The 21,673-nt window shown below is 54.7% G+C and carries 25 protein-coding genes and 1 other annotated feature; of the genes, 15 read left to right on the plus strand and 10 right to left on the minus strand.

Translation table 11 applies throughout. From position 1 onward, the window contains the following. Nucleotides 1-78: 78 nt before the first annotated feature. Nucleotides 79-2,328, minus strand: a complete 2,250-nt coding sequence (gene katE / locus HBM95_09350) for a catalase HPII (protein ID NIH43134.1) — start codon at nt 2,326-2,328, stop codon at nt 79-81. A 188-nt stretch (nt 2,329-2,516) separates the two neighbouring features. Here katE and cedA point away from each other — a divergent pair, with 188 nt between their 5' ends. Then, nucleotides 2,517-2,771: a cell division activator CedA gene (cedA, locus tag HBM95_09355; protein ID NIH43135.1), complete on the plus strand. Its 255-nt coding sequence runs from the start codon at nt 2,517-2,519 to the stop codon at nt 2,769-2,771. 48 nt (nt 2,772-2,819) lie between these two features. On the opposite strand, the gene tcyP is transcribed toward cedA, so the two are convergent. The 4 genes from tcyP to hxpB form a co-directional block, all read right to left on the minus strand. Next, complete coding sequence (tcyP, locus tag HBM95_09360) at nt 2,820-4,211, minus strand: cystine/sulfocysteine:cation symporter (GenBank protein ID NIH43136.1); 1,392 nt, start codon at nt 4,209-4,211, stop codon at nt 2,820-2,822. Nucleotides 4,212-4,340: 129 nt separating this feature from the next. Beyond that, nucleotides 4,341-4,931: a metal-dependent hydrolase gene (locus HBM95_09365; GenBank protein NIH43137.1), complete on the minus strand. Its 591-nt coding sequence runs from the start codon at nt 4,929-4,931 to the stop codon at nt 4,341-4,343. A gap of 95 nt (nt 4,932-5,026) precedes the next feature. After that, nucleotides 5,027-5,788 (minus strand): 2-dehydro-3-deoxy-D-gluconate 5-dehydrogenase KduD, encoded by a 762-nt coding sequence (gene kduD, locus HBM95_09370; GenBank protein NIH43138.1) that lies wholly within the window; start codon nt 5,786-5,788, stop codon nt 5,027-5,029. Nucleotides 5,789-5,912: 124 nt separating this feature from the next. Beyond that, nucleotides 5,913-6,584, minus strand: a complete 672-nt coding sequence (gene hxpB / locus HBM95_09375) for a hexitol phosphatase HxpB (protein ID NIH43139.1) — start codon at nt 6,582-6,584, stop codon at nt 5,913-5,915. 148 nt (nt 6,585-6,732) lie between these two features. Between hxpB and HBM95_09380 the strand changes: the two genes are divergently transcribed. Further along, complete coding sequence (locus HBM95_09380; GenBank protein ID NIH43140.1) at nt 6,733-7,269, plus strand: hypothetical protein; 537 nt, start codon at nt 6,733-6,735, stop codon at nt 7,267-7,269. Nucleotides 7,270-7,305: 36 nt separating this feature from the next. Here HBM95_09380 and HBM95_09385 read toward each other — a convergent pair whose 3' ends face one another. From HBM95_09385 to pfkB, 3 genes are all read right to left on the minus strand, one after another. Continuing rightward, entirely contained in the window at nt 7,306-8,166 is an 861-nt protein-coding gene (locus tag HBM95_09385) for a fructosamine kinase family protein (protein NIH43141.1), read from the minus strand. A 105-nt stretch (nt 8,167-8,271) separates the two neighbouring features. Then, nucleotides 8,272-8,562 carry a type V toxin-antitoxin system endoribonuclease antitoxin GhoS gene (gene ghoS / locus HBM95_09390; protein ID NIH43142.1) on the minus strand — a complete coding sequence of 97 codons (291 nt, stop codon included), beginning with the start codon at nt 8,560-8,562 and terminating at the stop codon, nt 8,272-8,274. Between the two features lie 102 nt (nt 8,563-8,664). After that, nucleotides 8,665-9,597, minus strand: coding sequence for a 6-phosphofructokinase II (pfkB, locus tag HBM95_09395; GenBank protein NIH43143.1), 933 nt, complete (start codon nt 9,595-9,597; stop codon nt 8,665-8,667). 296 nt (nt 9,598-9,893) lie between these two features. On the opposite strand from pfkB, the gene HBM95_09400 reads away from it, so the two are divergent. Beyond that, the gene (locus tag HBM95_09400) at nt 9,894-10,652 is read left to right on the plus strand and encodes a YdiY family protein (GenBank protein NIH43144.1); all 759 of its coding nucleotides are present in this window, start codon (nt 9,894-9,896) and stop codon (nt 10,650-10,652) included. 114 nt (nt 10,653-10,766) lie between these two features. Here the strand turns inward: HBM95_09400 and HBM95_09405 are convergent, their stop codons facing one another. Both HBM95_09405 and yncL read right to left on the minus strand, forming a co-directional pair. Beyond that, nucleotides 10,767-10,874, minus strand: a complete 108-nt coding sequence (locus HBM95_09405) for a hypothetical protein (protein ID NIH43145.1) — start codon at nt 10,872-10,874, stop codon at nt 10,767-10,769. Nucleotides 10,875-10,971: 97 nt separating this feature from the next. Beyond that, nucleotides 10,972-11,064, minus strand: a complete 93-nt coding sequence (gene yncL, locus HBM95_09410; GenBank protein ID NIH43146.1) for a stress response membrane protein YncL — start codon at nt 11,062-11,064, stop codon at nt 10,972-10,974. Between the two features lie 321 nt (nt 11,065-11,385). Here yncL and thrS point away from each other — a divergent pair, with 321 nt between their 5' ends. From thrS to HBM95_09470, 12 genes are all read left to right on the plus strand, one after another. Next, on the plus strand, nt 11,386-13,314 hold the full coding sequence (thrS, locus tag HBM95_09415; protein ID NIH43147.1) for a threonine--tRNA ligase: 1,929 nt from the start codon (nt 11,386-11,388) through the stop codon (nt 13,312-13,314). Between the two features lie 3 nt (nt 13,315-13,317). Further along, nucleotides 13,318-13,860, plus strand: coding sequence for a translation initiation factor IF-3 (gene infC, locus HBM95_09420; protein ID NIH43148.1), 543 nt, complete (start codon nt 13,318-13,320; stop codon nt 13,858-13,860). A 97-nt stretch (nt 13,861-13,957) separates the two neighbouring features. Further along, the gene (gene rpmI / locus HBM95_09425) at nt 13,958-14,155 is read left to right on the plus strand and encodes a 50S ribosomal protein L35 (GenBank protein NIH43149.1); all 198 of its coding nucleotides are present in this window, start codon (nt 13,958-13,960) and stop codon (nt 14,153-14,155) included. Nucleotides 14,156-14,205: 50 nt separating this feature from the next. Continuing rightward, nucleotides 14,206-14,562 (plus strand): 50S ribosomal protein L20, encoded by a 357-nt coding sequence (gene rplT / locus HBM95_09430; protein ID NIH43150.1) that lies wholly within the window; start codon nt 14,206-14,208, stop codon nt 14,560-14,562. 117 nt (nt 14,563-14,679) lie between these two features. Further along, nucleotides 14,680-14,804, plus strand: a sequence feature (Phe leader region). After that, entirely contained in the window at nt 14,685-14,729 is a 45-nt protein-coding gene (gene pheM, locus HBM95_09435) for a pheST operon leader peptide PheM (GenBank protein NIH43151.1), read from the plus strand. (Overlaps the previous feature by 45 nt.) Nucleotides 14,805-14,866: 62 nt before the next feature. Next, nucleotides 14,867-15,850 (plus strand): phenylalanine--tRNA ligase subunit alpha, encoded by a 984-nt coding sequence (gene pheS, locus HBM95_09440; GenBank protein ID NIH43152.1) that lies wholly within the window; start codon nt 14,867-14,869, stop codon nt 15,848-15,850. Nucleotides 15,851-15,865: 15 nt separating this feature from the next. Further along, nucleotides 15,866-18,253 carry a phenylalanine--tRNA ligase subunit beta gene (pheT, locus tag HBM95_09445; GenBank protein NIH43153.1) on the plus strand — a complete coding sequence of 796 codons (2,388 nt, stop codon included), beginning with the start codon at nt 15,866-15,868 and terminating at the stop codon, nt 18,251-18,253. 4 nt (nt 18,254-18,257) lie between these two features. Further along, the gene (ihfA, locus tag HBM95_09450; GenBank protein NIH43154.1) at nt 18,258-18,557 is read left to right on the plus strand and encodes an integration host factor subunit alpha; all 300 of its coding nucleotides are present in this window, start codon (nt 18,258-18,260) and stop codon (nt 18,555-18,557) included. Between the two features lie 102 nt (nt 18,558-18,659). After that, nucleotides 18,660-19,640, plus strand: coding sequence for a vitamin B12 ABC transporter permease BtuC (gene btuC / locus HBM95_09455; GenBank protein ID NIH43155.1), 981 nt, complete (start codon nt 18,660-18,662; stop codon nt 19,638-19,640). Between the two features lie 32 nt (nt 19,641-19,672). Then, nucleotides 19,673-20,224, plus strand: a complete 552-nt coding sequence (locus HBM95_09460; GenBank protein NIH43156.1) for a glutathione peroxidase — start codon at nt 19,673-19,675, stop codon at nt 20,222-20,224. Beyond that, on the plus strand, nt 20,224-20,979 hold the full coding sequence (gene btuD, locus HBM95_09465; protein ID NIH43157.1) for a vitamin B12 ABC transporter ATP-binding protein BtuD: 756 nt from the start codon (nt 20,224-20,226) through the stop codon (nt 20,977-20,979). The genes HBM95_09460 and btuD overlap by 1 nt, the downstream gene beginning before the upstream one ends. A gap of 74 nt (nt 20,980-21,053) precedes the next feature. Then, a complete protein-coding gene (locus HBM95_09470) occupies nt 21,054-21,518 on the plus strand; it encodes an endopeptidase (GenBank protein ID NIH43158.1) in 465 nt (154 codons plus the stop codon). Nucleotides 21,519-21,673 lie beyond the last annotated feature (155 nt).

Here is a 21,673-nt window from a genome sequence, read left to right on the forward strand (position 1 = left end):
CCGTTTTTATTGTTTTCTCCCTCTCCCGTGGGAGAGGGGCGGGGTGAGGGCATCAGGCCGCACAACCGGGAATGGTTTTTACGCCGGTATCTGGTCAATCTTACTGCTGCGCGACCAGACGCGGTGCGCGGCGAGCAGGTCAAACAGCTTCGTCATAAAGGCATCGTCCACGTTATCGCCCTCGACAATGCCATCCTCACCCTGTTCGGCAACCTTCAGCTGCGCCTTAAACTGTCGCGCGTCGCCGGACAGCGCGATCGGTTTCAGGTGCTTATAGGCTTCCAGCAGATAATACACGGCATCACCGTTGTTCAGCAGACTGTCAATATCCCCGCACGGCACAATCACTGCATCGACGGTCAGCGATGGTGCCCCGGCAAAGGTCGCCGCCACCGGCAGCACGGAGCCGTCATCGGCGGTCACTTCCCCCATGCGGGAATAAAGCAGTTTCGCATGCACGCCCTGGGTTTTCAGCGCCTGCATGATCCCCAGCACGTCGCTGGCGCGGGTTTTATCGTTCAGCAGGATGGCGACCACGCGGCCTTTAATCGAGCCTCCAGGCACCGCATACAGGCTCAACGACGGATCTTTCTTCACGCCGTTAACCTCTTTCGGCGGAGCAAGGTTGCGCTGCTCGTCCGTTAGCGCAATGCCCAGGTTATCCGCCACGCTCTGGGCAAGCTGAATATCAATATGTGCCAGCTGATCGACCACCCGCTCGCGGATGTAGGTGCGCACCACTTTGCTCAGTTCGAAGCTAAAGCCGCCAATGATGTGCTGTTGCTCAATCGGCGTCTGGCTGTTCCAGAACAGGCGAGGGTGGGCGTAATACTCGCCGAACGAAGGGCTACGCTCGCGAATTTTGTTGCCGTCGATACGATCCTGATAAGATTCGAATCCGCCGCGTTTCGGCCCCGGCGGGGTTTCTCGCGGCCAGTTATCGTTGATGGAGTTCGGCTCATAGTTCGCCGGGTTGGTATCAATATCCTGACGGTGCATCCCGTCGCGCTGGAAGTTATGGTACGGGCAGGTTGGGCGGTTAATCGGGATCTCGTGGAAGTTCGGCCCGCCAAGACGGCTAATCTGCGTATCGGTATACGAGAACAGACGGCCCTGTAAGAGCGGATCGTTGGTGAAATCCAGCCCCGGTACGATATGGCCCGGGTGGAACGCGGCCTGCTCGTTTTCGGCAAAGAAATTATCCGGGTTGCGGTTGAGCACCATTTTCCCCACCAGCTGTACCGGCACCAGCTCCTCAGGAATGAGTTTGGTCGGGTCAAGCAGGTCGAAATCGAACTTAAACTCGTCCTCTTCCGGTATAAGCTGCAGGCCCAGTTCGTACTCCGGGAAGTCGCCGGCTTCAATCGATTCCCACAGCTCGCGACGATGGAAGTCCGGATCGCGCCCGGTGAGCTTCTGCGCTTCATCCCACACCAGCGAGGCTTTGCCCGCTACCGGCTTCCAGTGGAAGCGCACAAACGTGGCTTTTCCTTCCGCATTGATCATGCGGAAGGTATGAATACCGAACCCTTCCATCGTGCGATAGCTGCGCGGAATGCCCCGGTCGGACATCGCCCACATCACGTTGTGTAAGGTTTCAGGCTGCAGGGAGACATAGTCCCAGAAGGTATCGTGCGCGCTTTGGCCCTGGGGTATGGCCCAGTGGGGCTCCGGTTTTACCGCATGGACAAAGTCAGGAAATTTATGCGCATCCTGAATGAAAAACACCGGGGTATTGTTGCCCACCAGATCGAAAATACCCTCTTCGGTATAAAACTTAGTGGCAAAGCCGCGGATATCACGGACCGTGTCTGCCGAACCTGCGCCGCCCTGCACGGTGGAGAAACGCACAAATACCGGGGTGATTTTATCCGGGTCGGAAAGGAAATCCGCTTTGGTGATCGCTTTCAGGCTCTTATAGGGCTGGAAGTAGCCGTGTGCAGCCGAGCCGCGCGCGTGAACGATGCGTTCAGGAATGCGCTCGTGGTCAAAATGGGTAATTTTTTCCCGCAGGATGAAATCTTCCAGCAGGGTCGGCCCGCGCGCGCCTGCGCGAAGGGAGTTTTGATCGTCAGCAATCCGCACGCCCTGATTGGTGGTGAGCGCAAAACCTTCGCTGCCTTTGCGGTGCGGCTCAAGTGATTTCAGCTTCTCGTTTCCAGTATCCGGCGATTTCATGCTTCCCGGCGCGGTTGGCTGTTCGCCAGGGGCTGAAGGGCCAGGCGAGGGGCGGTGAGAGCCGTCAGCAGGGGCGAGAGAGTCCATACCCGGTTGAGATTCTTCAGTGCCATGAATCGGTGATTGATGTGTTTTATCTTTGTTCGACATTGCACGCTTCTCCTTTATCCATTGCTAAAAACCCTATTAAGGATAGAACAATGTCGTGAAATGGCTCGCGAACTAAGAGTTTTCACATCTCGCCATTAACGAAAGGAGCCATCTCACCCACTCGGAACGCGACGTAAGGTAGCAGGATCGGCTATCATAGAATTTTCCTGCTCCAAGAATTTGCTTTAGTGAATCCGTCGCTTATGAAACCTCTTCGTCAACAAAACCGCCAGGTTATTAGCTATGTGCCCCGCGTTGAGCCCGCGCCGCCTGACCATGCCCTGAAAGTGGATGGTTTTCGTGATGTCTGGCTGCTTCGCGGTAAATATGTGGCTTTTGTCCTGATGGGTGAACATTTCCGCCGGTCGCCGGCGTTTTCCGTGCCGGAGTCAGCCCAGCGATGGGCGACGCAAATCCGCCAGGATGAAGAGGTTGAAGAATAACAGCCATAAAAAAACCGCCATCAGGCGGTTTTTTTATTTCTACCGTGATTAACGGTGCGCCAGCTCGGCGTCGTCTTCACTTTCCAGAATGGCTTTGTCGGTCTGCTTCAGCCACTGGCTGGTCAGCGTACCGGCAGTCATGGAACCGCTCACGTTCAGCGCGGTACGGCCCATGTCGATCAGCGGTTCAACGGAGATCAGCAGGGCGACCAGCGTCACGGGCAGGCCCAGCGCGGGCAGCACAATCAGCGCGGCGAAGGTTGCGCCACCACCAACACCTGCAACGCCTGCGGAGCTGATGGTAACAATCCCGACCAGCGTGGCGATCCAGACCGGATCCAGCGGGTTGATACCCACGGTCGGGGCAACCATCACTGCCAGCATCGCCGGGTAGAGCCCCGCACAGCCGTTTTGACCAATTGTGGCACCAAAGGAGGCAGAGAAGCTGGCGATGGATTCCGGCACGCCCAGACGACGGGTCTGCGCTTCAACGTTCAGCGGAATAGACGCGGCGCTGGAACGGCTGGTGAAGGCGAAGGTCAGTACCGGCCAGACTTTGCGGAAGTATTTCAGCGGGCTGACGCCGTTTACGCCGAGCAGGATACCGTGCACCACGAACATAATGCCCAGACCCAGATAAGAGGCGACAACGAAGCTGCCCAGCTTAATGATGTCCTGCAGGTTAGAGCCGGCTACCACTTTGGTCATCAGCGCCAGAACGCCGTATGGCGTCAGCTGCATGACCAGACGGACCAGCTTCATCACCCAGCTTTGCAGGGTATCAATAGCGGTCAGCACGCGTTCGCCTTTCGGCGCATCGTCTTTCAGCAGCTTAAGCGCCGCCACACCCAGGAAAGCCGCGAAGATCACCACGCTGATAATAGAGGTTGGGCTTGCACCGGTCAGGTCAGCAAACGGGTTCTTCGGAATGAAGGAGAGCACCATCTGCGGAACCGTCAGGTCAGCCACTTTACCCACGTAGTTAGTTTGAATGGCGGTCAGACGCGCCGTTTCAGCGGTACCCTGAACCAGACCTTCGGCGGTCAGGCCAAACAGGTTGGTAACCAGCACCCCCACCAGCGCGGCAATCAGCGTGGTAAAGAGCAGCGTACCAATCGTCAGAAAGCTGATTTTACCCAGCTGGGTCGCATTGTGCAGGCGGGCAACGGCGCTCAGAATAGAGGCGAACACCAGCGGCATAACGATCATCTGCAGCAGCTGGACGTAGCCGTTACCGACAATGTTGAACCACTGGATGGACTCTTTCAGTACCGGGCTATCGGAGCCGTAGACGGCGTGTAAGGCCAGACCAAACGCCACACCCATGACCAGGCCCACCAGCACTTTTTTCGCCAGGCTCCACTGTTTGTGGCGCGCCTGCGCGAGAAGCAATAGTAATACGACGAACACGACTATGTTCGCGATGAGTGGAAAATTCATCCCCGTTCTCCTGATTTATTATGTGGGATCGGTTTTTCCCGATCCTGTTGGCGGAAGGTTAGCAGAAGTGTGATGTGGCGCTTATATCCAAATGGAATGGTTTATGACAAATGGAATGATTTTGTTGGTTTACTGTTCAATCTGGTGATGAATAAAACGATTGAACTGAAATTGCAGCGAATTGATCATCTGGGAAGACCAGCGCACTGCACTGTTTTCGGGAAAGGTTTGCGGCATCCAGACGGCGTACGCGAACAGCGCCATGCACAGCACGCGTTCAAGCTGGTTCCCTTTCTGCGGCGCAAGGATCGGAAAACGAAAACGCCAGCGGCAGGGCCACAGCAGCGGCACGCCCGCAGGCGTCAGCATATCGGCGAGGATATGGCTTAAATAACCCAGCACCATCCCCTGGATGGCATCGCCCGGCACTATCCAGCTTTCTGGGACTTTTAAATAGAAAAGCGTTAGCAGGCCAAACACGGCCAGCAGACTGTGGGTAAACCCGCGGTGGCCGAACGCGCGGGCGATGGGCTTAGACACCCACTTCAGCCGCTGCCCGAGGAAGGATTTCGGGTGGTCAATATCGGGCAGCAGGCAGGTTAATACGGCGGAAGGGACAATATGCCACCAGTCTCCCTGTGCAAGCACGGGAGTGAGCTCTGCGTTTTTGGCAAATACTGCGCACGCAATTGAAAAAAGCAGGTGGCCTTCCGCCGTCATGATAAAACCCACGAAACTGTCAATTTATACAGTATAGGGTTTTTATACAGTGGGCGAAAGAGGTGACGGTGTAACTGTTTGTCACAAAACGCGCGTCAGCGCGCCAGCCAGCCGCCGTCGACGGCTAAGGTGTGGCCATTTACGTAATCCGAGGCGGAAGAGGCTAAAAAGACGACCGGTCCCTGAAGGTCGTCCGGTGTTCCCCAGCGACCCGCCGGAATGCGCGCAAGGATCTCGGCATTGCGTTGTTCGTCCGCGCGCAGCTGCTGCGTGTTGTTCGTCGCCATGTAGCCCGGCGCGATGGCATTCACGTTGATGCCATGTACCGCCCACTCATTCGCCAGCAGGCGCGTTATCCCCAGTACGCCGCTTTTCGAGGCGGTATACGACGGTACGCGAATGCCGCCCTGGAACGAGAGCATAGAGGCGATATTGATAATTTTGCCGCCCTGGCCCTGGGCGATAAACTGTTTAGCGACCGCCTGCGAGAGGAAAAAGAGCGATTTGAGATTCAGATTCATCACGTCATCCCAGTCCTTTTCACTGAACGCCAGAGCATCCTCCCGGCGAATCGTCCCGGCATTGTTCACCAGAATATCGACCCGCCCCATCTCCGCCACGGCGGTATCCACGACGTGCTGAAGGCTTTCCTGCTGGCTCAGATCGGCCCGAATAGCCAAAAAACGTCTTCCCAGGGCGGTGACGGAGCTGGCCGTTTTCTCTGGATCTTTGCGATTTACCCCAACGATATCGCAGCCTGCCTGCGCCAGCGCAATGGCCATGCCTTGTCCCAGCCCGGTATCGCACCCGGTGATGAGGGCCACTTTGCCTGAAAGAGTAAAGGTGTCCAGTATCATACGCGCCTCAGAAGCTGGTTATCGTCGTTCTGACGTTAAAGATAGGAGGCAGGAATAAGAAAAGCAAATAAAATGAAACGGTGTTTTGTTTTTCAGGCAGCATGATGCTGCCTGAAGGGGGGCGTTACTCGCCGCGCAGGTGTTGCACCGTCAGTTCAGCCAGCGAATTGAGTTTAACGTCGGCAAGAGCAAACCGGGGATCGTGGCGGTTTTCTTCAGCAGGAACCACAATGGAGCGCATACGCGCGGCTTTGGAGGCCACCATGCCGTTAACGGAATCTTCCAGCGCGACGCAGGTAAGCGGATCAAGACCCAGCTTCGCGGCGCAGTCCATATAGACCTGCGGATGCGGCTTGCTGTAGGGCAATTTTTCCGCAGACGCCAGGGCGTCAAAACTGTCGCGCAGCTCAAACATGATCAGCACTTTTTCCAGCATATGCAGCGGTGAAGCAGAAGCCAGGCCAACCTTCAGCCCCTGAGACTTGCACAGCGCGACAGCGTCACGTACGCCGGGCAAGAGCGGCTTGGTCTCCTCCACCAGCGCGATGGCGCGGCTGATAATGCGTGCGGTGACTTCGTCGCGATCGGGCCCAACCCACGGCTGTTGGGCGTACCAGAGGTCAACGACCATATCAATACGCAGGCCCAGCGTGTCGGGAAGTTCATTACGGCGGCTGATATCAACGCCCAGGCTGGCCATCACGTCCAGCTCGGCGCGATCCCACAACGGCTCGGAATCAATCAGTAATCCATCCATGTCAAAAATAGCGGCAAGTATCTGGCGCGGTGTCGACATCACAACGTCTCCTTATCCAGGGTGTTCGACAGACGATAAGTGCTAAGCACAGTCTGCAATTTAGCATATTGCTTTCAAAGAGCGGGCGAAATTGATGTCCAGCAGGTAGACTTAGGCACACATAACGCGTCTTTATGAAGAGGAACTGATGACGTATCAACAAGCTGGACGCATTGCTGTCTTAAAACGTATTGCAGGCTGGGTGATTTTTATTCCCGCCGTCATTTCTACGCTGATCTCCGTGCTGAAGTTTATGTACGATCACAGCGAAAAACAGCCGGGCATTAATGCGGTAATGCTTGATTTTGCACATGTCATGATTGAGATGGTGCGGTTTAACACCCCGTTCCTGAACGTCTTCTGGTTCAACTCGCCAACGCCGGACTTTCACCAGCAGCTGAATATTGGTTTCTGGATTATCTATGCACTGATTTTTATTGCGATGGCGCTACAGGCATCAGGTGCACGAATGAGCCGCCAGACTCGTTTTTTACGCGAAGGGGTGGAAGATCAGCTTATCCTCGAGAAGGCGAAAGGCCCTGAAGGAATGAGCCGGGAGCAGATTGAATCCCGCATTGTGGTACCTCGTCACACCATTTTCCTGCAAATTTTCCCGCTCTATATCCTGCCGGTTATTATCATCGTGGCGGGATACTTCTTCTTCTCACTGCTCGGTTTTCTATAACAGATAAGGGTGGCGGCAAGGCCACCCGTTTTGTCTTTATACCGCAAGCACGCGTTCAAGCGCACGCTGGGCGTTGACCAGATGTTGCCCGCCAAAAAGAATGGCTCGGTTCATCAGCGTATAGAGCTGGTACACGGGCTGGCGCTCAAGGAAGTCCGGCGGCAGGGGGGAGACAGACTGATAGCCATCGTATATTTGCGGCGGCTGTTCGGGATGCAGGGGCAACATGGCCAGATCGCACTCTCTGTCGCCCCAGTAGCAGGCCGGGTCAAAGATATACGGGCCGTTGGGGCCCAGCGCGCAGTTATCGGACCATAGATCGCCGTGCAGCAGAGAAGCCTGAGGCTGGTGGGAGGCCAGGCGCTGTTGCACATGCTCGACGATGGCATCAATGTTGCCAAATTCCAGCCCTTTCTCAGCGGCCAGCTCAAGCTGCCATCCGATGCGCTGCTCGGCAAAGAATGTTGCCCAGCGGCGCTGCCAGGCATTGGGCTGCGGCGTGGTGGAAAGGTCGTTGTCAAAGTCGAGGCCAAACTGGGGCTGGTCGCTCCACTGGTGCAGACGCGCTAACTGTTGCCCGAGAATAAAGGCATTATGGGCATCCAACGGACGGGCAGGGAGATAGTCCATCACCAGAAAGCTGTAGTCCCGGTCGCTACCCACGGCCAGTACCTCAGGTACCGTCACCGTTTTACTGCGGGACAACAGTTCAAGCTGATCGGCTTCAGCGGTAAAGATCGGGAGCAGCTCTCGCTCGTCGCATTTAACGAACAGATCGCGTCCTGAGTAGCGTAAATGCCACGCGGCGTGAATTTCACCGCCCGGCAGCTCGTTACGCAGTTCAATTTCACCTTCACCCAATTGCTCATGTAAAAGATGACTGATAGCCTGCCACATGTTGACTCTCCCATGTTGTCTGCCAGATCATAAAGTTAGCGCATAATTGCGGTAAAAAAATACGAACTAACGCACACCTGAGCGGTTTAATTTCATGCAGGGCACTTATTGTTCTTTTTTCTGCCAGCGCTCCCACGTTTCCACGGTAATGTCGGCAGGCTTGTCGGTGACACTTTCCACCAGACTTGCGGCCAGCGCATGCACCTCTTCTTCACTCAGGGCAGCGATCAGGCCAAACGCCAGGGTGCCTAAATCATGAATATGACCTTCGTCATCCGTCAGCGTGAGCAGGAAGTTCGCCCGTGTAAAGGCGTTGTTGAGCTCATTAAGCTCGGTCAGCGATGCTTCATGAAGGCTGATGGTCACGACGTAGCGGGTGATATCACCACTGCTCATAATTCACCTCGTTGTTATCCTGAAAGTTTTTTTAGCATAGTCGATACGCCATATTTGGCGACTTCGACGTTTATCCCCCTCCGTCAGGAAGGGGAATAGCGGTCAGCTTCGTGACAGGTAATCGACGATTTTCTGCGTATCGGCAAGCGAACACAGGCGCGTTCCCTGATTGATGGTGGCGGCACTCCCCGCTGCGACGCCATAACGGGTCATCTCCAGAAGTGACGCGCCCTGTGCCAGCTTCAGCGCCATCGCGCCCACCATACTGTCACCTGCGCCGACGGTGCTCTGGCTCTTCATTGGGGGCGGCACAACCTGCACAAATCCCGTCTTGTCGACGGCCAGCGCACCCTGAGGACCGAGAGAGACGACAACGCGGTGCGCTTTGCCGCTGCGAACTAGCTCTTCTGCGGCAGTACGCACGTCATCCGGCTGGCTAAGTTCGCGATTAACAAGCGCACTGAGCTCTTTCTGGTTAGGCTTAACGAGCTCAAGCTGTCCGGGTTCCAATGCTGCCTGCAGGGCTTCGCCTGAGCTGTCGACAATGCAGCGGATGCCGCGCTGAAGTACGGCCCCAACCAGCGCTGTCAGCTTTTCTGTTCTGACGCCCGGCGGCAGGCTACCGCTGATGACCAGCAGCGAGCCGCTTTCAATAGTCAACACCTTCTCTTCCAGTTGACGAAACTCATCATCGCTCAGCCTGGCGCCCGGCATAACGAAGCGATACTGTTCACCGCTGGACTCAACGTGGACATGCAGGTTCTGCCGGGTCCAGTCTTTGGCGTCGACGGTATCCACGGCAACCTGTTCATCGGCCAGCAAGGTAACAAGATGCTCCCCCGTGGCGCCACCGGCCGGGAATATGGCCGTTGCTTTACCGCCGAGGTGAGTAATCGCGCGCGCCACGTTAATCCCGCCACCGCCCGGCTCAAATACGGGTGCGCTACAGCGTAGTTTACCTTCCGGGTAAATTTGCGGCGTTATGGTCGCGGAGTCGAGGGAAGGGGAGAGCGTCAGCGTATAAATTGAAGCCATCATAACCTCCTTTTAGCATGGGTTCTTTTAAGCCTGGCACCGATCGACAGGAAGGCAATGTAAATAACAGTATGATTTTAAAAATGAATGCTGACATAAATGCGATGAGGGATATATAAAATAAAACGCGTTTTGAGATCGTTCTTATTCAAAAAATGAAATAAGAAAATATTGCTATGTTATTTGCGCCTTTTTATAATTTGTTACCTTTCTCTGGACGCCTTGTCATTGATCCTCAAGAAAGTTTCCGAGACCGTGGTGGTCTCTTTTTTTGTTGTACGGACTCCTTAAATAAAATGAAGCTTTTGAAGACAGTACCCGCAGCACTGATGCTGGCGGGTGGCGTTTTTGCATCACTGAATGCAGCCGCCGATGACACCGTTTTTACTGTCATGGACGATCCCTCCACTGCCAAAAAACCGTTTGAAGGTAACCTGAACGCCGGGTATCTCGCCCAATCGGGTAATACGAAAAGCTCTTCTCTGACGGCGGACAGCACCCTGACCTGGTACGGCAATACCACTGCATGGTCGCTGTGGGGAAATGCCAGCAACACGTCCGCTAACGATGAACGCTCATCCGAGAAATATGCGGTAGGTGGACGTAGCCGTTACAACATGACCGACTATGACTACATCTTTGGTCAGGCTAGTTGGTTAACAGACCGCTTCAACGGCTATCGCCAGCGCGATGTGTTCACCGCCGGTTATGGTCGTCAGTTCCTGAATGGACCGGTACACAGCCTCCGTTTCGAATTCGGTCCTGGTGTCCGCTATGACGAGTACACCAATGGCGAAAATGAAACCCAGCCGCTGGGTTATGCTTCTGGCACGTATGCCTGGCAGATGACCGACAACACCAAATTTACGCAGGGTGTTTCTGTGTTTGGTGCCGAGGATACGACGCTGAACTCCGAAAGTGCTTTGAACGTGGCTATCAATGAACACTTTGGTTTGAAATTGGCCTACAACGTGACCTGGAACTCTTCGCCGCCAGAAACGGCACCGGATCATACCGATCGCAGAACCACGATTTCTCTGGGCTATAAAATGTAATCATAGCGGGCCGATGATGGTGTCGGCCCGTTTTCATTATTATGGTTAACCCGCGCCAATAAATTCTCTTCACGCGCAACGGCATTTATTTTATTTGGACAGCTAAAGTTGTATTTAGCCCCAAATCATTGCCGCCCACCGAAATAACAGCATTGCGCCGCAGATGGCAACCAGCACCAGCACCATTTTCCAGTGTTTTACGGCAAATCGTTTTGTTGGCATAACCTAATCCTTGTTCGTTGATACGCATAGTCTATCAAACGGGGCTAAAAGATGCGCCTTCCCGGGAGCGATCGGGTTATGCCAACGAGGGTTCGGCTCAGAACCAGTGGAATCGTTCGGCGAGGATCAACAATAAACCTGTTGCGGAAAGGACGTTCAAAATCACAACCGTTCTACTGGATACATTCATGGTATGCACCTGTTGATTTAAAGGCATGTTCAAGAGTAGCCCAGCATGTCTGAAATGCGAGCACCGGAGAGATGCAGCCTGCAAATTAGCGCGAAATGCCAGCCCATCAATCTGGCTGCAGAGGGTGCAATCTCCTTGCTGATAGTGTTAACATTACGTCGCTTGCCGTAAATCCGCATTAATCTGAATTCGGCAGGTGCATGATGACGAACCAATTTGACGATTGTTGGTCAGATGGTGTCGTAATCTATTGTCAAATCACGATTATTTTCTTTGTATATGCTCTTATGTGTGGGGCATCACTGCAAATAAGGATATAAAATGCCTGTAATTACTCTTCCTGATGGCAGCCAACGCCATTTCGACCACGCTGTTAGCCCTATGGATGTTGCCCTGGACATCGGTCCTGGCCTCGCGAAAGCGACCATCGCCGGCCGTGTGAACGGTGAGCTGGTTGATGCGTCCGATCTGATTGAAAACGATGCGACGCTTGCAATCATCACCGCGAAAGACGAAGAAGGTCTTGAGATCATTCGTCACTCCTGCGCGCACCTGTTGGGTCATGCTATCAAGCAGCTGTGGCCAAACACCAAAATGGCGATCGGTCCGGTTATCGACAACGGCTTCTACTATGACGTTGATCTTGACCACACCCTGACCCAGGAAGATATCGACGCGCTCGAAAAACGTATGCACGAGCTCGCCGAAACCAACTATGACGTCATCAAGAAGAAAGTCAGCTGGCACGAAGCGCGTGAAACCTTCGTCAAGCGTGGCGAGAGCTACAAAGTCTCTATTCTCGATGAAAACATCGCTCATGATGACAAGCCTGGCTTGTACCATCACGAAGAATACGTCGACATGTGCCGTGGACCGCACGTGCCGAACATGCGCTTCTGTCATCATTTCAAGCTGATGAAGATCGCCGGCGCCTACTGGCGTGGCGACAGCAACAACAAGATGTTGCAGCGTATCTATGGTACCGCGTGGGCTGATAAGAAAGCCCTGAACGCGTACCTGCAGCGCCTGGAAGAGGCCGCGAAGCGTGACCACCGTAAAATCGGTAAGCAGCTCGACCTGTACCATATGCAGGAAGAAGCGCCGGGCATGGTGTTCTGGCATAACGATGGCTGGACTATCTTCCGTGAACTGGAAACGTTCGTACGCTCCAAGCTGAAAGAGTACCAGTATCAGGAAGTGAAAGGCCCGTTCATGATGGACCGTGTGCTGTGGGAAAAAACCGGCCACTGGGACAACTACAAAGATGCGATGTTCACCACCTCGTCTGAGAACCGTGAATACTGCATCAAGCCAATGAACTGCCCTGGCCACGTACAGATCTTCAACCAGGGTCTGAAATCCTACCGCGACCTGCCGCTGCGTATGGCGGAGTTCGGTAGCTGCCACCGTAACGAGCCATCAGGCGCGCTGCACGGTCTGATGCGCGTTCGTGGCTTTACTCAGGATGATGCGCATATCTTTTGTACTGAAGATCAGGTCCGTGATGAAGTTAACGCCTGTATTCGTATGGTCTACGATATGTACAGCACCTTTGGCTTCGAGAAGATCGTGGTCAAACTCTCAACGCGTCCGGAAAAACGTATCGGTAGCGATGAGACCTGGGATCGCGCAGAAGCGGATCTCGCCGTAGCGCTGGAAGAGAACGGCATTCCGTTCGAATACCAGCTTGGCGAGGGCGCGTTCTACGGTCCGAAAATTGAATTTACCCTGTATGACTGCCTCGATCGCGCATGGCAGTGCGGAACGGTACAGCTGGACTTCTCCCTGCCGCAGCGTTTAAGCGCCTCTTATGTTGGCGAAGACAACGAGCGTCAGGTGCCGGTCATGATTCACCGTGCCATTCTCGGTTCTCTGGAGCGCTTCATTGGCATCCTGACCGAAGAGTTCGCGGGCTTCTTCCCAACCTGGCTTGCGCCAGTGCAGGTCGTGGTGATGAACATTACCGATTCTCAGGCAGATTACGTTAAAGAATTGACGCAGAAACTACAAAATGCGGGCATTCGCGTAAAAGCAGACTTGAGAAATGAGAAGATTGGCTTTAAAATCCGCGAGCACACTTTACGTCGTGTCCCGTATATGTTGGTCTGTGGTGATAAAGAGGTGGAAGCAGGCAAAGTTGCCGTTCGCACCCGCCGTGGTAAAGACCTGGGCAGCCTGGACGTAAGTGAAGTGATTGAGAAGCTGCAACAAGAGATTCGCAGCCGCAGTCTTCAACAACTGGAGGAATAAGGTATTAAAGGCGGAAAACGAGTTCAAACGGCACGTCCGAATCGTATCAATGGCGAGATTCGCGCCCAGGAAGTTCGCTTAACAGGTCTGGAAGGCGAGCAGCTGGGGATTGTGAGTCTGAGAGAAGCGATCGAAAAGGCTGAAGAAGCTGGAGTAGATTTAGTTGAAATCAGCCCTAACGCCGAACCGCCAGTTTGTCGTATCATGGACTACGGCAAGTTCCTTTATGAAAAGAGTAAGTCTTCTAAGGAACAGAAGAAGAAGCAAAAAGTTATCCAGGTTAAGGAAATCAAATTCCGTCCTGGTACCGACGATGGCGATTATCAGGTAAAACTCCGCAGCCTGATTCGCTTTCTGGAAGATGGCGATAAGGCCAAGATCACGCTGCGTTTCCGCGGTCGTGAGATGGCCCACCAACAGATTGGTATGGAAGTGCTTAACCGCGTCCGTGACGATCTGAGTGAACTGGCAGTAGTCGAATCCTTCCCTACGAAGATCGAAGGCCGCCAGATGATCATGGTGCTCGCTCCTAAGAAGAAACAGTAAGGCCTTCAAGCAGCAAAATCTGTGGAGCCTTCGGGTTTCATAGGTTTTGTTCGCCTATGTTTCGTTTATTTAACAATGCGAAGTGGAAGTTATTAAGATGCCAAAAATTAAGACCGTACGCGGTGCTGCTAAGCGCTTCAAAAAAACCGGTGGTGGTGGATTTAAGCGTAAGCACGCAAACCTGCGTCATATTCTGACCAAAAAATCTACTAAGCGTAAACGTCACCTGCGTCCAAAAGGCCTTGTTTCTAAAGGCGATCTGGGTCTGGTTATCGCGTGCCTGCCGTACGCATAAGCCGTTAACGTTTAATTTTTTACTAAGAATATAGATACAGGAGAGCACATATGGCTCGCGTAAAACGTGGTGTAATTGCACGTGCACGTCACAAGAAAATTTTGAAACAAGCTAAAGGCTACTACGGTGCGCGTTCACGCGTATACCGCGTTGCCTTCCAGGCTGTTATCAAAGCAGGTCAGTACGCTTACCGTGACCGTCGTCAGCGTAAGCGTCAGTTCCGTCAACTGTGGATTGCGCGTATCAACGCAGCAGCACGTCAGAACGGTATTTCTTACAGCAAATTCATCAACGGCCTGAAAAAAGCCTCTGTTGAAATCGACCGTAAGATCCTGGCTGACATCGCAGTATTCGACAAAGTAGCGTTCACCGCTCTGGTCGAAAAAGCGAAAGCAGCACTGGCATAAGCCAGTTGAGAGAGGGGGCTTTGCTCCCTCTTTTCATTTAACACCATCAGAAGATTGACATTTATCCGTCCAGGCTTTTCAATAAGGTCTTAACGGTTTTTACCACACAAGGTAACGCAAGCATGAATGCTGCTATTTTCCGCTTCTTCTTTTACTTTAGCACCTGATCTCAGGAGGCTAGCGCGTGAAAGATGAAACGAAAAACAGCGCCAGATAAGCCTCCCGATGGAGGCTTTTTTTGTGCCTGAATTTGAGAGAATAACTCCACCAAATCGGTGTCTGCACCGACATAATGAGGAAAATCATGTCACATCTCGCAGAGCTGGTTGCCAGTGCAACAGCCGCCATTAATCAGGCCTCAGATGTTGCCGCGTTAGACAATGTCCGCGTCGAATATCTTGGGAAGAAAGGGCACCTGACCCTTCAAATGACAACCCTGCGTGAACTGCCGCCTGAAGAACGCCCTGCAGCGGGTGCGGTGATTAACGAAGCCAAAGAGCAGGTCCAGCAGGCGCTGAACGCACGCAAGGCCGAGCTGGAAAGCGCGGTGCTGAACGCACGTCTGGCGGCAGAAACCATTGACGTTTCTCTGCCGGGCCGTCGTATCGAAAACGGCGGTCTGCACCCGGTCACCCGCACCATCGATCGCATTGAAAGTTTCTTCGGTGAGCTCGGCTTTACCGTGGCGACTGGCCCGGAAATCGAAGATGATTACCACAACTTCGACGCCCTGAACATTCCAGGCCATCATCCGGCACGCGCTGACCACGACACTTTCTGGTTTGATGCTACGCGTCTGCTGCGTACCCAGACCTCAGGCGTTCAGATCCGTACCATGAAGGAGCAGGAACCGCCAATCCGCATCATCGCGCCAGGTCGCGTCTATCGTAACGACTACGATCAGACCCACACCCCAATGTTCCACCAGATGGAAGGCCTGATTGTTGATAAAAATATCAGCTTCACCAACCTGAAGGGCACGCTGCACGATTTCCTGAACAACTTCTTTGAGGAAGATCTGCAGGTTCGTTTCCGTCCTTCCTACTTCCCGTTCACTGAGCCGTCTGCGGAAGTTGACGTGATGGGCAAAAACGGCAAATGGCTGGAAGTGCTGGGCTGCGGCATGGTGCATCCAAACGTGCTGCGCAACGTGGGTATCGATCCGGAAGTTTACTCCGGCTTTGCGTTCGGTATGGGCATGGAGCGTCTGACCATGCTGCGCTACGGCGTCACCGACCTACGTGCATTCTTCGAAAACGATCTGCGTTTCCTCAAACAGTTTAAATAAGGGCAGGACAGAACAATGAAATTCAGTGAACTGTGGTTACGCGAGTGGGTGAACACCACGCTGGACAGCGAAGCGCTTTCCAACCAGATCACCATGGCGGGCCTGGAAGTTGACGGCGTTGAGCCGGTTTCCGGTGCCTTCAACGGTGTGGTCGTCGGCGAAGTGGTAGAGTACGGCCAGCACCCTAACGCTGACAAACTGCGCGTGACAAAAGTGAACGTGGGCGGTGACCGTCTGCTGGATATCGTCTGCGGTGCGCCAAACTGCCGTCAGGGCCTGAAGGTGGCCGTGGCGACCGTCGGTGCCGTGCTGCCGGGTGATTTCAAAATCAAAGCCGCCAAGCTGCGCGGCGAGCCGTCTGAAGGCATGCTGTGCTCTTTCTCCGAGCTGGGTATTTCCGACGATCACAACGGCATCATTGAGCTGCCGCTGGATGCACCAGTTGGCACCGATATCCGCGAATACCTGAAGCTTGATGACAACACTATCGAAATCAGCGTTACGCCAAACCGTGCCGACTGCTTAGGCATTATCGGCGTGGCGCGCGACGTGGCCGTACTGAACCAGACCGAACTCAACGCGCCGGACATTGCGCCGGTTGAAGCGACCATCAGTGACGTGCTGCCGATTCAGGTTGACGCTGCTGACGCGTGCCCGCGCTACCTCGGCCGCGTGGTGAAAGGCATCAACGTTAAAGCGCCAACCCCGCTGTGGATGAAAGAGAAGCTGCGCCGCTGCGGTATCCGCTCAATCGACGCCGTGGTTGACGTCACTAACTACGTTCTGCTGGAGCTGGGCCAGCCGATGCACGCGTTCGATAAAGATCGCATTGAAGGCGGCATCGTTGTGCGCATGGCGAAAGAGGGCGAAACCCTGGTGCTGCTGGACGGCACTGAAGCCAAACTGAATGCCGACACCCTGGTGATTGCTGACCACAGCAAAGCGCTGGCAATGGGTGGTATCTTCGGGGGCGAGCATTCTGGCGTGAACGATGAGACGCAAAATGTCCTGCTGGAATGCGCGTTCTTCAGTCCGCTCTCCATCACCGGTCGCGCACGCCGTCACGGCCTGCACACCGATGCCTCTCACCGCTACGAGCGCGGCGTTGACCCGGCGCTGCAGTACAAAGCGATGGAACGTGCGACCCGCCTGCTGATCGACATCTGTGGCGGTGAAGCGGGGCCGGTTATTGACGTCACCAACGAAGCGACGCTGCCTAAGCGTGCGACCATCACCCTGCGCCGCAGCAAGCTGGATCGCCTGATTGGCCATCACGTTGCCGATGCGCAGGTGGCCGACATCCTGAAGCGTCTGGGCTGTGAAGTGACCGAAGGCCAGGACGAGTGGAAAGCCGTTGCGCCATCATGGCGTTTCGACATGGAAATTGAAGAAGATCTGGTGGAAGAAGTGGCCCGCGTTTACGGCTACAACAACATCCCTGACGAGCCTGTCCAGGCGGGTCTGGTAATGGGTACCCACCGTGAAGCTGACCTGTCCCTGAAGCGTGTGAAAACCATGCTGAATGACAAAGGCTACCAGGAAGTGATCACCTACAGCTTCGTTGATCCTAAGCTGCAGCAGCTGATCCACCCGGGTCAGGAAGCGCTGATCCTGCCAAGCCCAATCTCCAGCGAAATGTCCGCGATGCGTCTGTCCCTGTGGACGGGCCTGCTGGGGACTATCGTTTACAACCAGAACCGCCAGCAGAACCGCGTGCGCATTTTCGAAAGCGGTTTACGCTTTGTGCCGGATAATCAGGCAAATTTAGGCATCCGTCAGGATCTCATGCTGGCTGGCGCCATCAGCGGTAACCGCTACGAAGAGCACTGGGATCTGGCAAAAGGCACGGTTGATTTCTACGATATGAAGGGTGATCTGGAAGCGATTCTGGATCTGACCGGTAAATTATCTGAAATTGAATTCCGCGCGGAAGCGATTCCTGCGCTCCATCCGGGCCAGAGCGCTGCGATTTATTTAGACGGCAAACGCGTTGGTTTCATTGGGGTTGTTCATCCTGAGCTGGAGCGTAAGCTGGACCTGAACGGCCGTACCATCGTGTTCGAGCTGGAGTGGAACCCGGTTGCAGACCGCGTTATTCCTCAGGCGCAGGACGTCTCTCGCTTCCCGGCGAACCGCCGTGATATCGCGGTTGTGGTCGCTGAAAACGTGCCCGCAGCAGATATTTTGGCCGAATGTAAGAAAGTTGGCGTAAATCAGGTAGTTGGCGTAAACTTATTTGACGTGTACCGCGGCAAGGGCGTAGCAGAAGGTTTCAAGAGCCTCGCTATTAGCCTTATCCTTCAGGATACCAGCCGTACACTCGAAGAAGAGGAGATTGCCGCTACCGTCGCCAAATGTGTAGAGGCATTAAAAGAGCGATTCCAGGCATCATTGAGGGATTGAACCTATGGCGCTTACAAAAGCTGAAATGTCAGAATATCTGTTTGATAAGCTTGGGCTTAGCAAACGGGATGCCAAAGAGCTGGTAGAGCTGTTTTTCGAAGAGATCCGTCGTGCTCTGGAAAATGGTGAGCAGGTAAAACTCTCCGGTTTTGGCAATTTTGATTTGCGAGACAAAAACCAACGTCCGGGCCGTAACCCGAAGACGGGGGAAGATATTCCCATTACAGCCCGCCGCGTGGTGACCTTCAGACCCGGCCAGAAGTTAAAGAGCCGCGTCGAAAACGCAACGCCTAAAGCAGAGTAATATGAACTAACCAAAAAGGCCGCCCACGCGGCCTTTTTTCTTTGCGCTCTTCGGCAAAGCCGCCGTAAAATCAATTACATCACTCGCTAACAAACCGTACACATGCTTGATTATGCTCATCGTCAGCACCGTTCCGATCGGCGTCGCCTGCTTCTGCTGGTGCTGCTGCTTATTCTCGCCGCGGGTATCAGCCTCTGCGCAGGCGACAGCTGGATCGGGCCTGAAAGCTGGATGGGGCCTGACGGGCAGCTCTTCGTCTGGCAGATTCGTCTGCCGCGCACCGTCGCGGTGATCCTGGTCGGCGCCGCGCTGGCGCTGTCTGGCACCATTATGCAGGCGCTGTTCGAAAACCCGCTGGCGGAGCCCGGCCTGCTCGGCGTGTCGAACGGTGCAGGCGTCGGGCTGATTGCGGCGGTAATGCTGGGCGGGGGAGAGCTGTCCGGCTGGAGTATTAGCCTGAGCGCCATTCTCGGCGCACTGCTGATCACCGTCATTCTTCTTCGCTTCGCCAGACGGCACCTGTCGACCAGCCGGCTGCTGCTTGCCGGCGTCGCGCTGGGGATCATCTGTAGCGCGCTGATGACCTGGGCGGTCTACTTCTCGACGTCCTTTGACCTGCGTCAGCTGATGTACTGGATGATGGGCGGCTTTGGCGGCGTTGACTGGCAGCAGGGCTGGCTAATGGCGCTGCTGGTGCCTGTCATCGCGTGGGCTGCTCTGCAGGCCCAGCCGTTGAACCGGCTCGCGCTGGGGGAAATCTCTGCTCGCCAGCTCGGCATGCCGATTGGTTTCTGGCGTAACGTACTGGTCATTGCCATTGGCTGGCTGGTGGGCGTGAGCGTGGCCCTGGCGGGGGCGATTGGCTTTATCGGGCTGGTCATTCCGCACATGCTGCGTCTGTGCGGTTTCACGGATCATCGAACCTTGCTTCCGGCCTCGGCGGTTGCCGGGGCCGCCACGCTGCTGGTGGCCGATATCATCGCCCGGCTTGCCCTGACGGCCGCAGAGCTGCCGATTGGCGTGGTGACCGCTACGCTGGGCGCGCCAGTCTTTATCTGGCTACTATTAAAAGCCGGACGTTAAAAACTACCCGTAAGACAACCTGAGGGAATGCTATGCAGTCAGATATCCTGAATACCGAAGTGACCACCATTGATGGGGATAACACCACGCTGGAAGGCTACAAAGGCAAGGTGTTGCTCATCGTCAACGTGGCATCGAAATGCGGCCTGACGCCGCAGTACGAGCAGCTGGAGAATATTCAGAAGGCCTGGGAGAAAGACGGTTTTACCGTGCTGGGCTTCCCGTGCAACCAGTTCCTGGGCCAGGAGCCGGGCAGCGAAGAAGAGATCAAAACCTTCTGCAGCACTACCTATGGCGTGACGTTCCCGATGTTCAGCAAAATTGACGTCAACGGTGAAAACCGCCATCCGCTGTATGCGAAGCTGATTGCTGCCGCGCCGAAGGCCGTTGCGCCGGAAGAAAGCGGTTTTTACGAGCGTATGGCCAGCAAAGGCCGTGCGCCGCTCTATCCGGACGACATTCTGTGGAACTTCGAAAAATTCCTGATTGGTCGTGACGGCCAGGTCGTTCAGCGTTTTTCGCCGGATATGACGCCTGAGGATCCGATCGTCATGGAATCTATCAAGCTGGCGCTGGCGAAATAATGCCACTCCTGATGCAGCTCACGGACGTCGCCGAGAAGGGGCGTCTGGAGCCGATAACCTGCGGCATCGATTCGGGCGAAATCCTGCATCTCGTCGGACCAAACGGCGCGGGTAAAAGTACGCTGCTGGCGCGGATGGCGGGGCTGACCACCGGGCCTGGGCAGATTACGCTGCTGGAACATGCCCTGGCCGACTGGTCACCCGCCTCGCTGGCCCACCGGCGCAGCTACCTGGTGCAGCAGCAGGTACCGCCTTTTGCGATGCCGGTCTGGCATTATCTGATGCTGCATCTGCACGACAAACAGCATACGGCACTGCTGGAGGAAGTGGCTGCGGCGTTAGGGCTGGAAGATAAACTGTCCCGGCATGCCAGCCAGCTTTCCGGTGGTGAATGGCAGCGGGTGCGTCTGGCGGCGGTCATTCTGCAGATCCATCCCGCGGGCAATCCTCACGGGAGGCTGCTGCTGCTGGATGAACCGATGAGCGGTCTGGATGTTGCCCAGCAGGCGGCGCTGGATAGCCTGTTAAGCACTCTGAGCAGGAAAGGTATCGCCGTAGTGATGAGCAGCCACGATCTTAACCATACGCTGCGTCACGCCCATCGGGTATGGCTCCTGTCGCGCGGCAGAATGATTGCCAGCGGCACGCGGGATCGGGTCCTTACGCCGCCAAATCTCGCCCGCGCCTACAGCATGTCGTTCCGCAGGCTGGATATAGAGGGACATAAGATGCTGATTTCTACCGGGCAGGAGTAACCGTTTCTTGCCTGTGAACACAATTGCACGCTAAATTACCGAAAGAACAATAAAAGCAGAGGATTCGTCTGAAAATGCGATTCTGGTTTCTCCTCGTGGCGGCACTCTTTCTTGCGGGATGTAGCAGCCATCGTGCACCGCCGCCTAACCCACGGCTATCAGATTCTATCACCGTCATTGCCAGCCTTAACGATCAGCTGAGCAACTGGCGCGGTACGCCTTATCGCTACGGCGGCATGAGCCGCGGCGGGGTGGACTGCTCAGGCTTTGTCCTGATGACGTTTCGTGACAAGTTTGATCTACAGCTTCCGCGAGACACGCGCAAACAGGCGGAAATAGGAACAGAAATTGATAAAGACGATCTCCTGCCCGGGGACCTGGTTTTTTTCAAAACCGGCTCGGGAGAAAGCGGTTTGCATGTTGGCATATATGATACAGACAACCAGTTTATTCATGCCTCTACCAGCCGCGGCGTGATGCGCTCTTCTCTCGATAACGTGTACTGGCGTAAAAATTTCTGGCAGGCGCGACGTATTTAGTCTGCCCGAACACGTTTTTTATGTCGGCATGGTAACTATTAAACCATGCCGTTTTTCTCAAATAAGCTGATTAAAGTTAAATTTACCTAAATTAGCAACATCCTTATGTGTCTGTTTTATCTAAAACTGGCTATTACTCTGTAACCAGGATAAGA

The sequence above is a fragment of the Enterobacter asburiae genome (genome assembly GCA_011754535.1).
Classification (GTDB): Bacteria; Pseudomonadota; Gammaproteobacteria; order Enterobacterales; family Enterobacteriaceae; genus Enterobacter; species Enterobacter cloacae_N.

Bases quoted from the DNA above. Each gene is read 5' to 3' on its own strand.
- katE (NIH43134.1), bottom strand. From the start codon at position 2,328: ATGTCGAACAAAGATAAAACACATCAATCACCGATTCATGGCACTGAA.
- tcyP (NIH43136.1), bottom strand. From the start codon at position 4,211: ATGAATTTTCCACTCATCGCGAACATAGTCGTGTTCGTCGTATTACTA.
- HBM95_09365 (NIH43137.1), bottom strand. From the start codon at position 4,931: ATGACGGCGGAAGGCCACCTGCTTTTTTCAATTGCGTGCGCAGTATTT.
- kduD (NIH43138.1), bottom strand. From the start codon at position 5,788: ATGATACTGGACACCTTTACTCTTTCAGGCAAAGTGGCCCTCATCACC.
- hxpB (NIH43139.1), bottom strand. From the start codon at position 6,584: ATGTCGACACCGCGCCAGATACTTGCCGCTATTTTTGACATGGATGGA.
- HBM95_09380 (NIH43140.1), top strand. From the start codon at position 6,733: ATGACGTATCAACAAGCTGGACGCATTGCTGTCTTAAAACGTATTGCA.
- HBM95_09385 (NIH43141.1), bottom strand. From the start codon at position 8,166: ATGTGGCAGGCTATCAGTCATCTTTTACATGAGCAATTGGGTGAAGGT.
- ghoS (NIH43142.1), bottom strand. From the start codon at position 8,562: ATGAGCAGTGGTGATATCACCCGCTACGTCGTGACCATCAGCCTTCAT.
- pfkB (NIH43143.1), bottom strand. From the start codon at position 9,597: ATGGCTTCAATTTATACGCTGACGCTCTCCCCTTCCCTCGACTCCGCG.
- HBM95_09400 (NIH43144.1), top strand. From the start codon at position 9,894: ATGAAGCTTTTGAAGACAGTACCCGCAGCACTGATGCTGGCGGGTGGC.
- HBM95_09405 (NIH43145.1), bottom strand. From the start codon at position 10,874: ATGCCAACAAAACGATTTGCCGTAAAACACTGGAAAATGGTGCTGGTG.
- yncL (NIH43146.1), bottom strand. From the start codon at position 11,064: ATGAATGTATCCAGTAGAACGGTTGTGATTTTGAACGTCCTTTCCGCA.
- thrS (NIH43147.1), top strand. From the start codon at position 11,386: ATGCCTGTAATTACTCTTCCTGATGGCAGCCAACGCCATTTCGACCAC.
- rpmI (NIH43149.1), top strand. From the start codon at position 13,958: ATGCCAAAAATTAAGACCGTACGCGGTGCTGCTAAGCGCTTCAAAAAA.
- rplT (NIH43150.1), top strand. From the start codon at position 14,206: ATGGCTCGCGTAAAACGTGGTGTAATTGCACGTGCACGTCACAAGAAA.
- pheS (NIH43152.1), top strand. From the start codon at position 14,867: ATGTCACATCTCGCAGAGCTGGTTGCCAGTGCAACAGCCGCCATTAAT.
- pheT (NIH43153.1), top strand. From the start codon at position 15,866: ATGAAATTCAGTGAACTGTGGTTACGCGAGTGGGTGAACACCACGCTG.
- ihfA (NIH43154.1), top strand. From the start codon at position 18,258: ATGGCGCTTACAAAAGCTGAAATGTCAGAATATCTGTTTGATAAGCTT.
- btuC (NIH43155.1), top strand. From the start codon at position 18,660: ATGCTTGATTATGCTCATCGTCAGCACCGTTCCGATCGGCGTCGCCTG.
- HBM95_09460 (NIH43156.1), top strand. From the start codon at position 19,673: ATGCAGTCAGATATCCTGAATACCGAAGTGACCACCATTGATGGGGAT.
- btuD (NIH43157.1), top strand. From the start codon at position 20,224: ATGCCACTCCTGATGCAGCTCACGGACGTCGCCGAGAAGGGGCGTCTG.
- HBM95_09470 (NIH43158.1), top strand. From the start codon at position 21,054: ATGCGATTCTGGTTTCTCCTCGTGGCGGCACTCTTTCTTGCGGGATGT.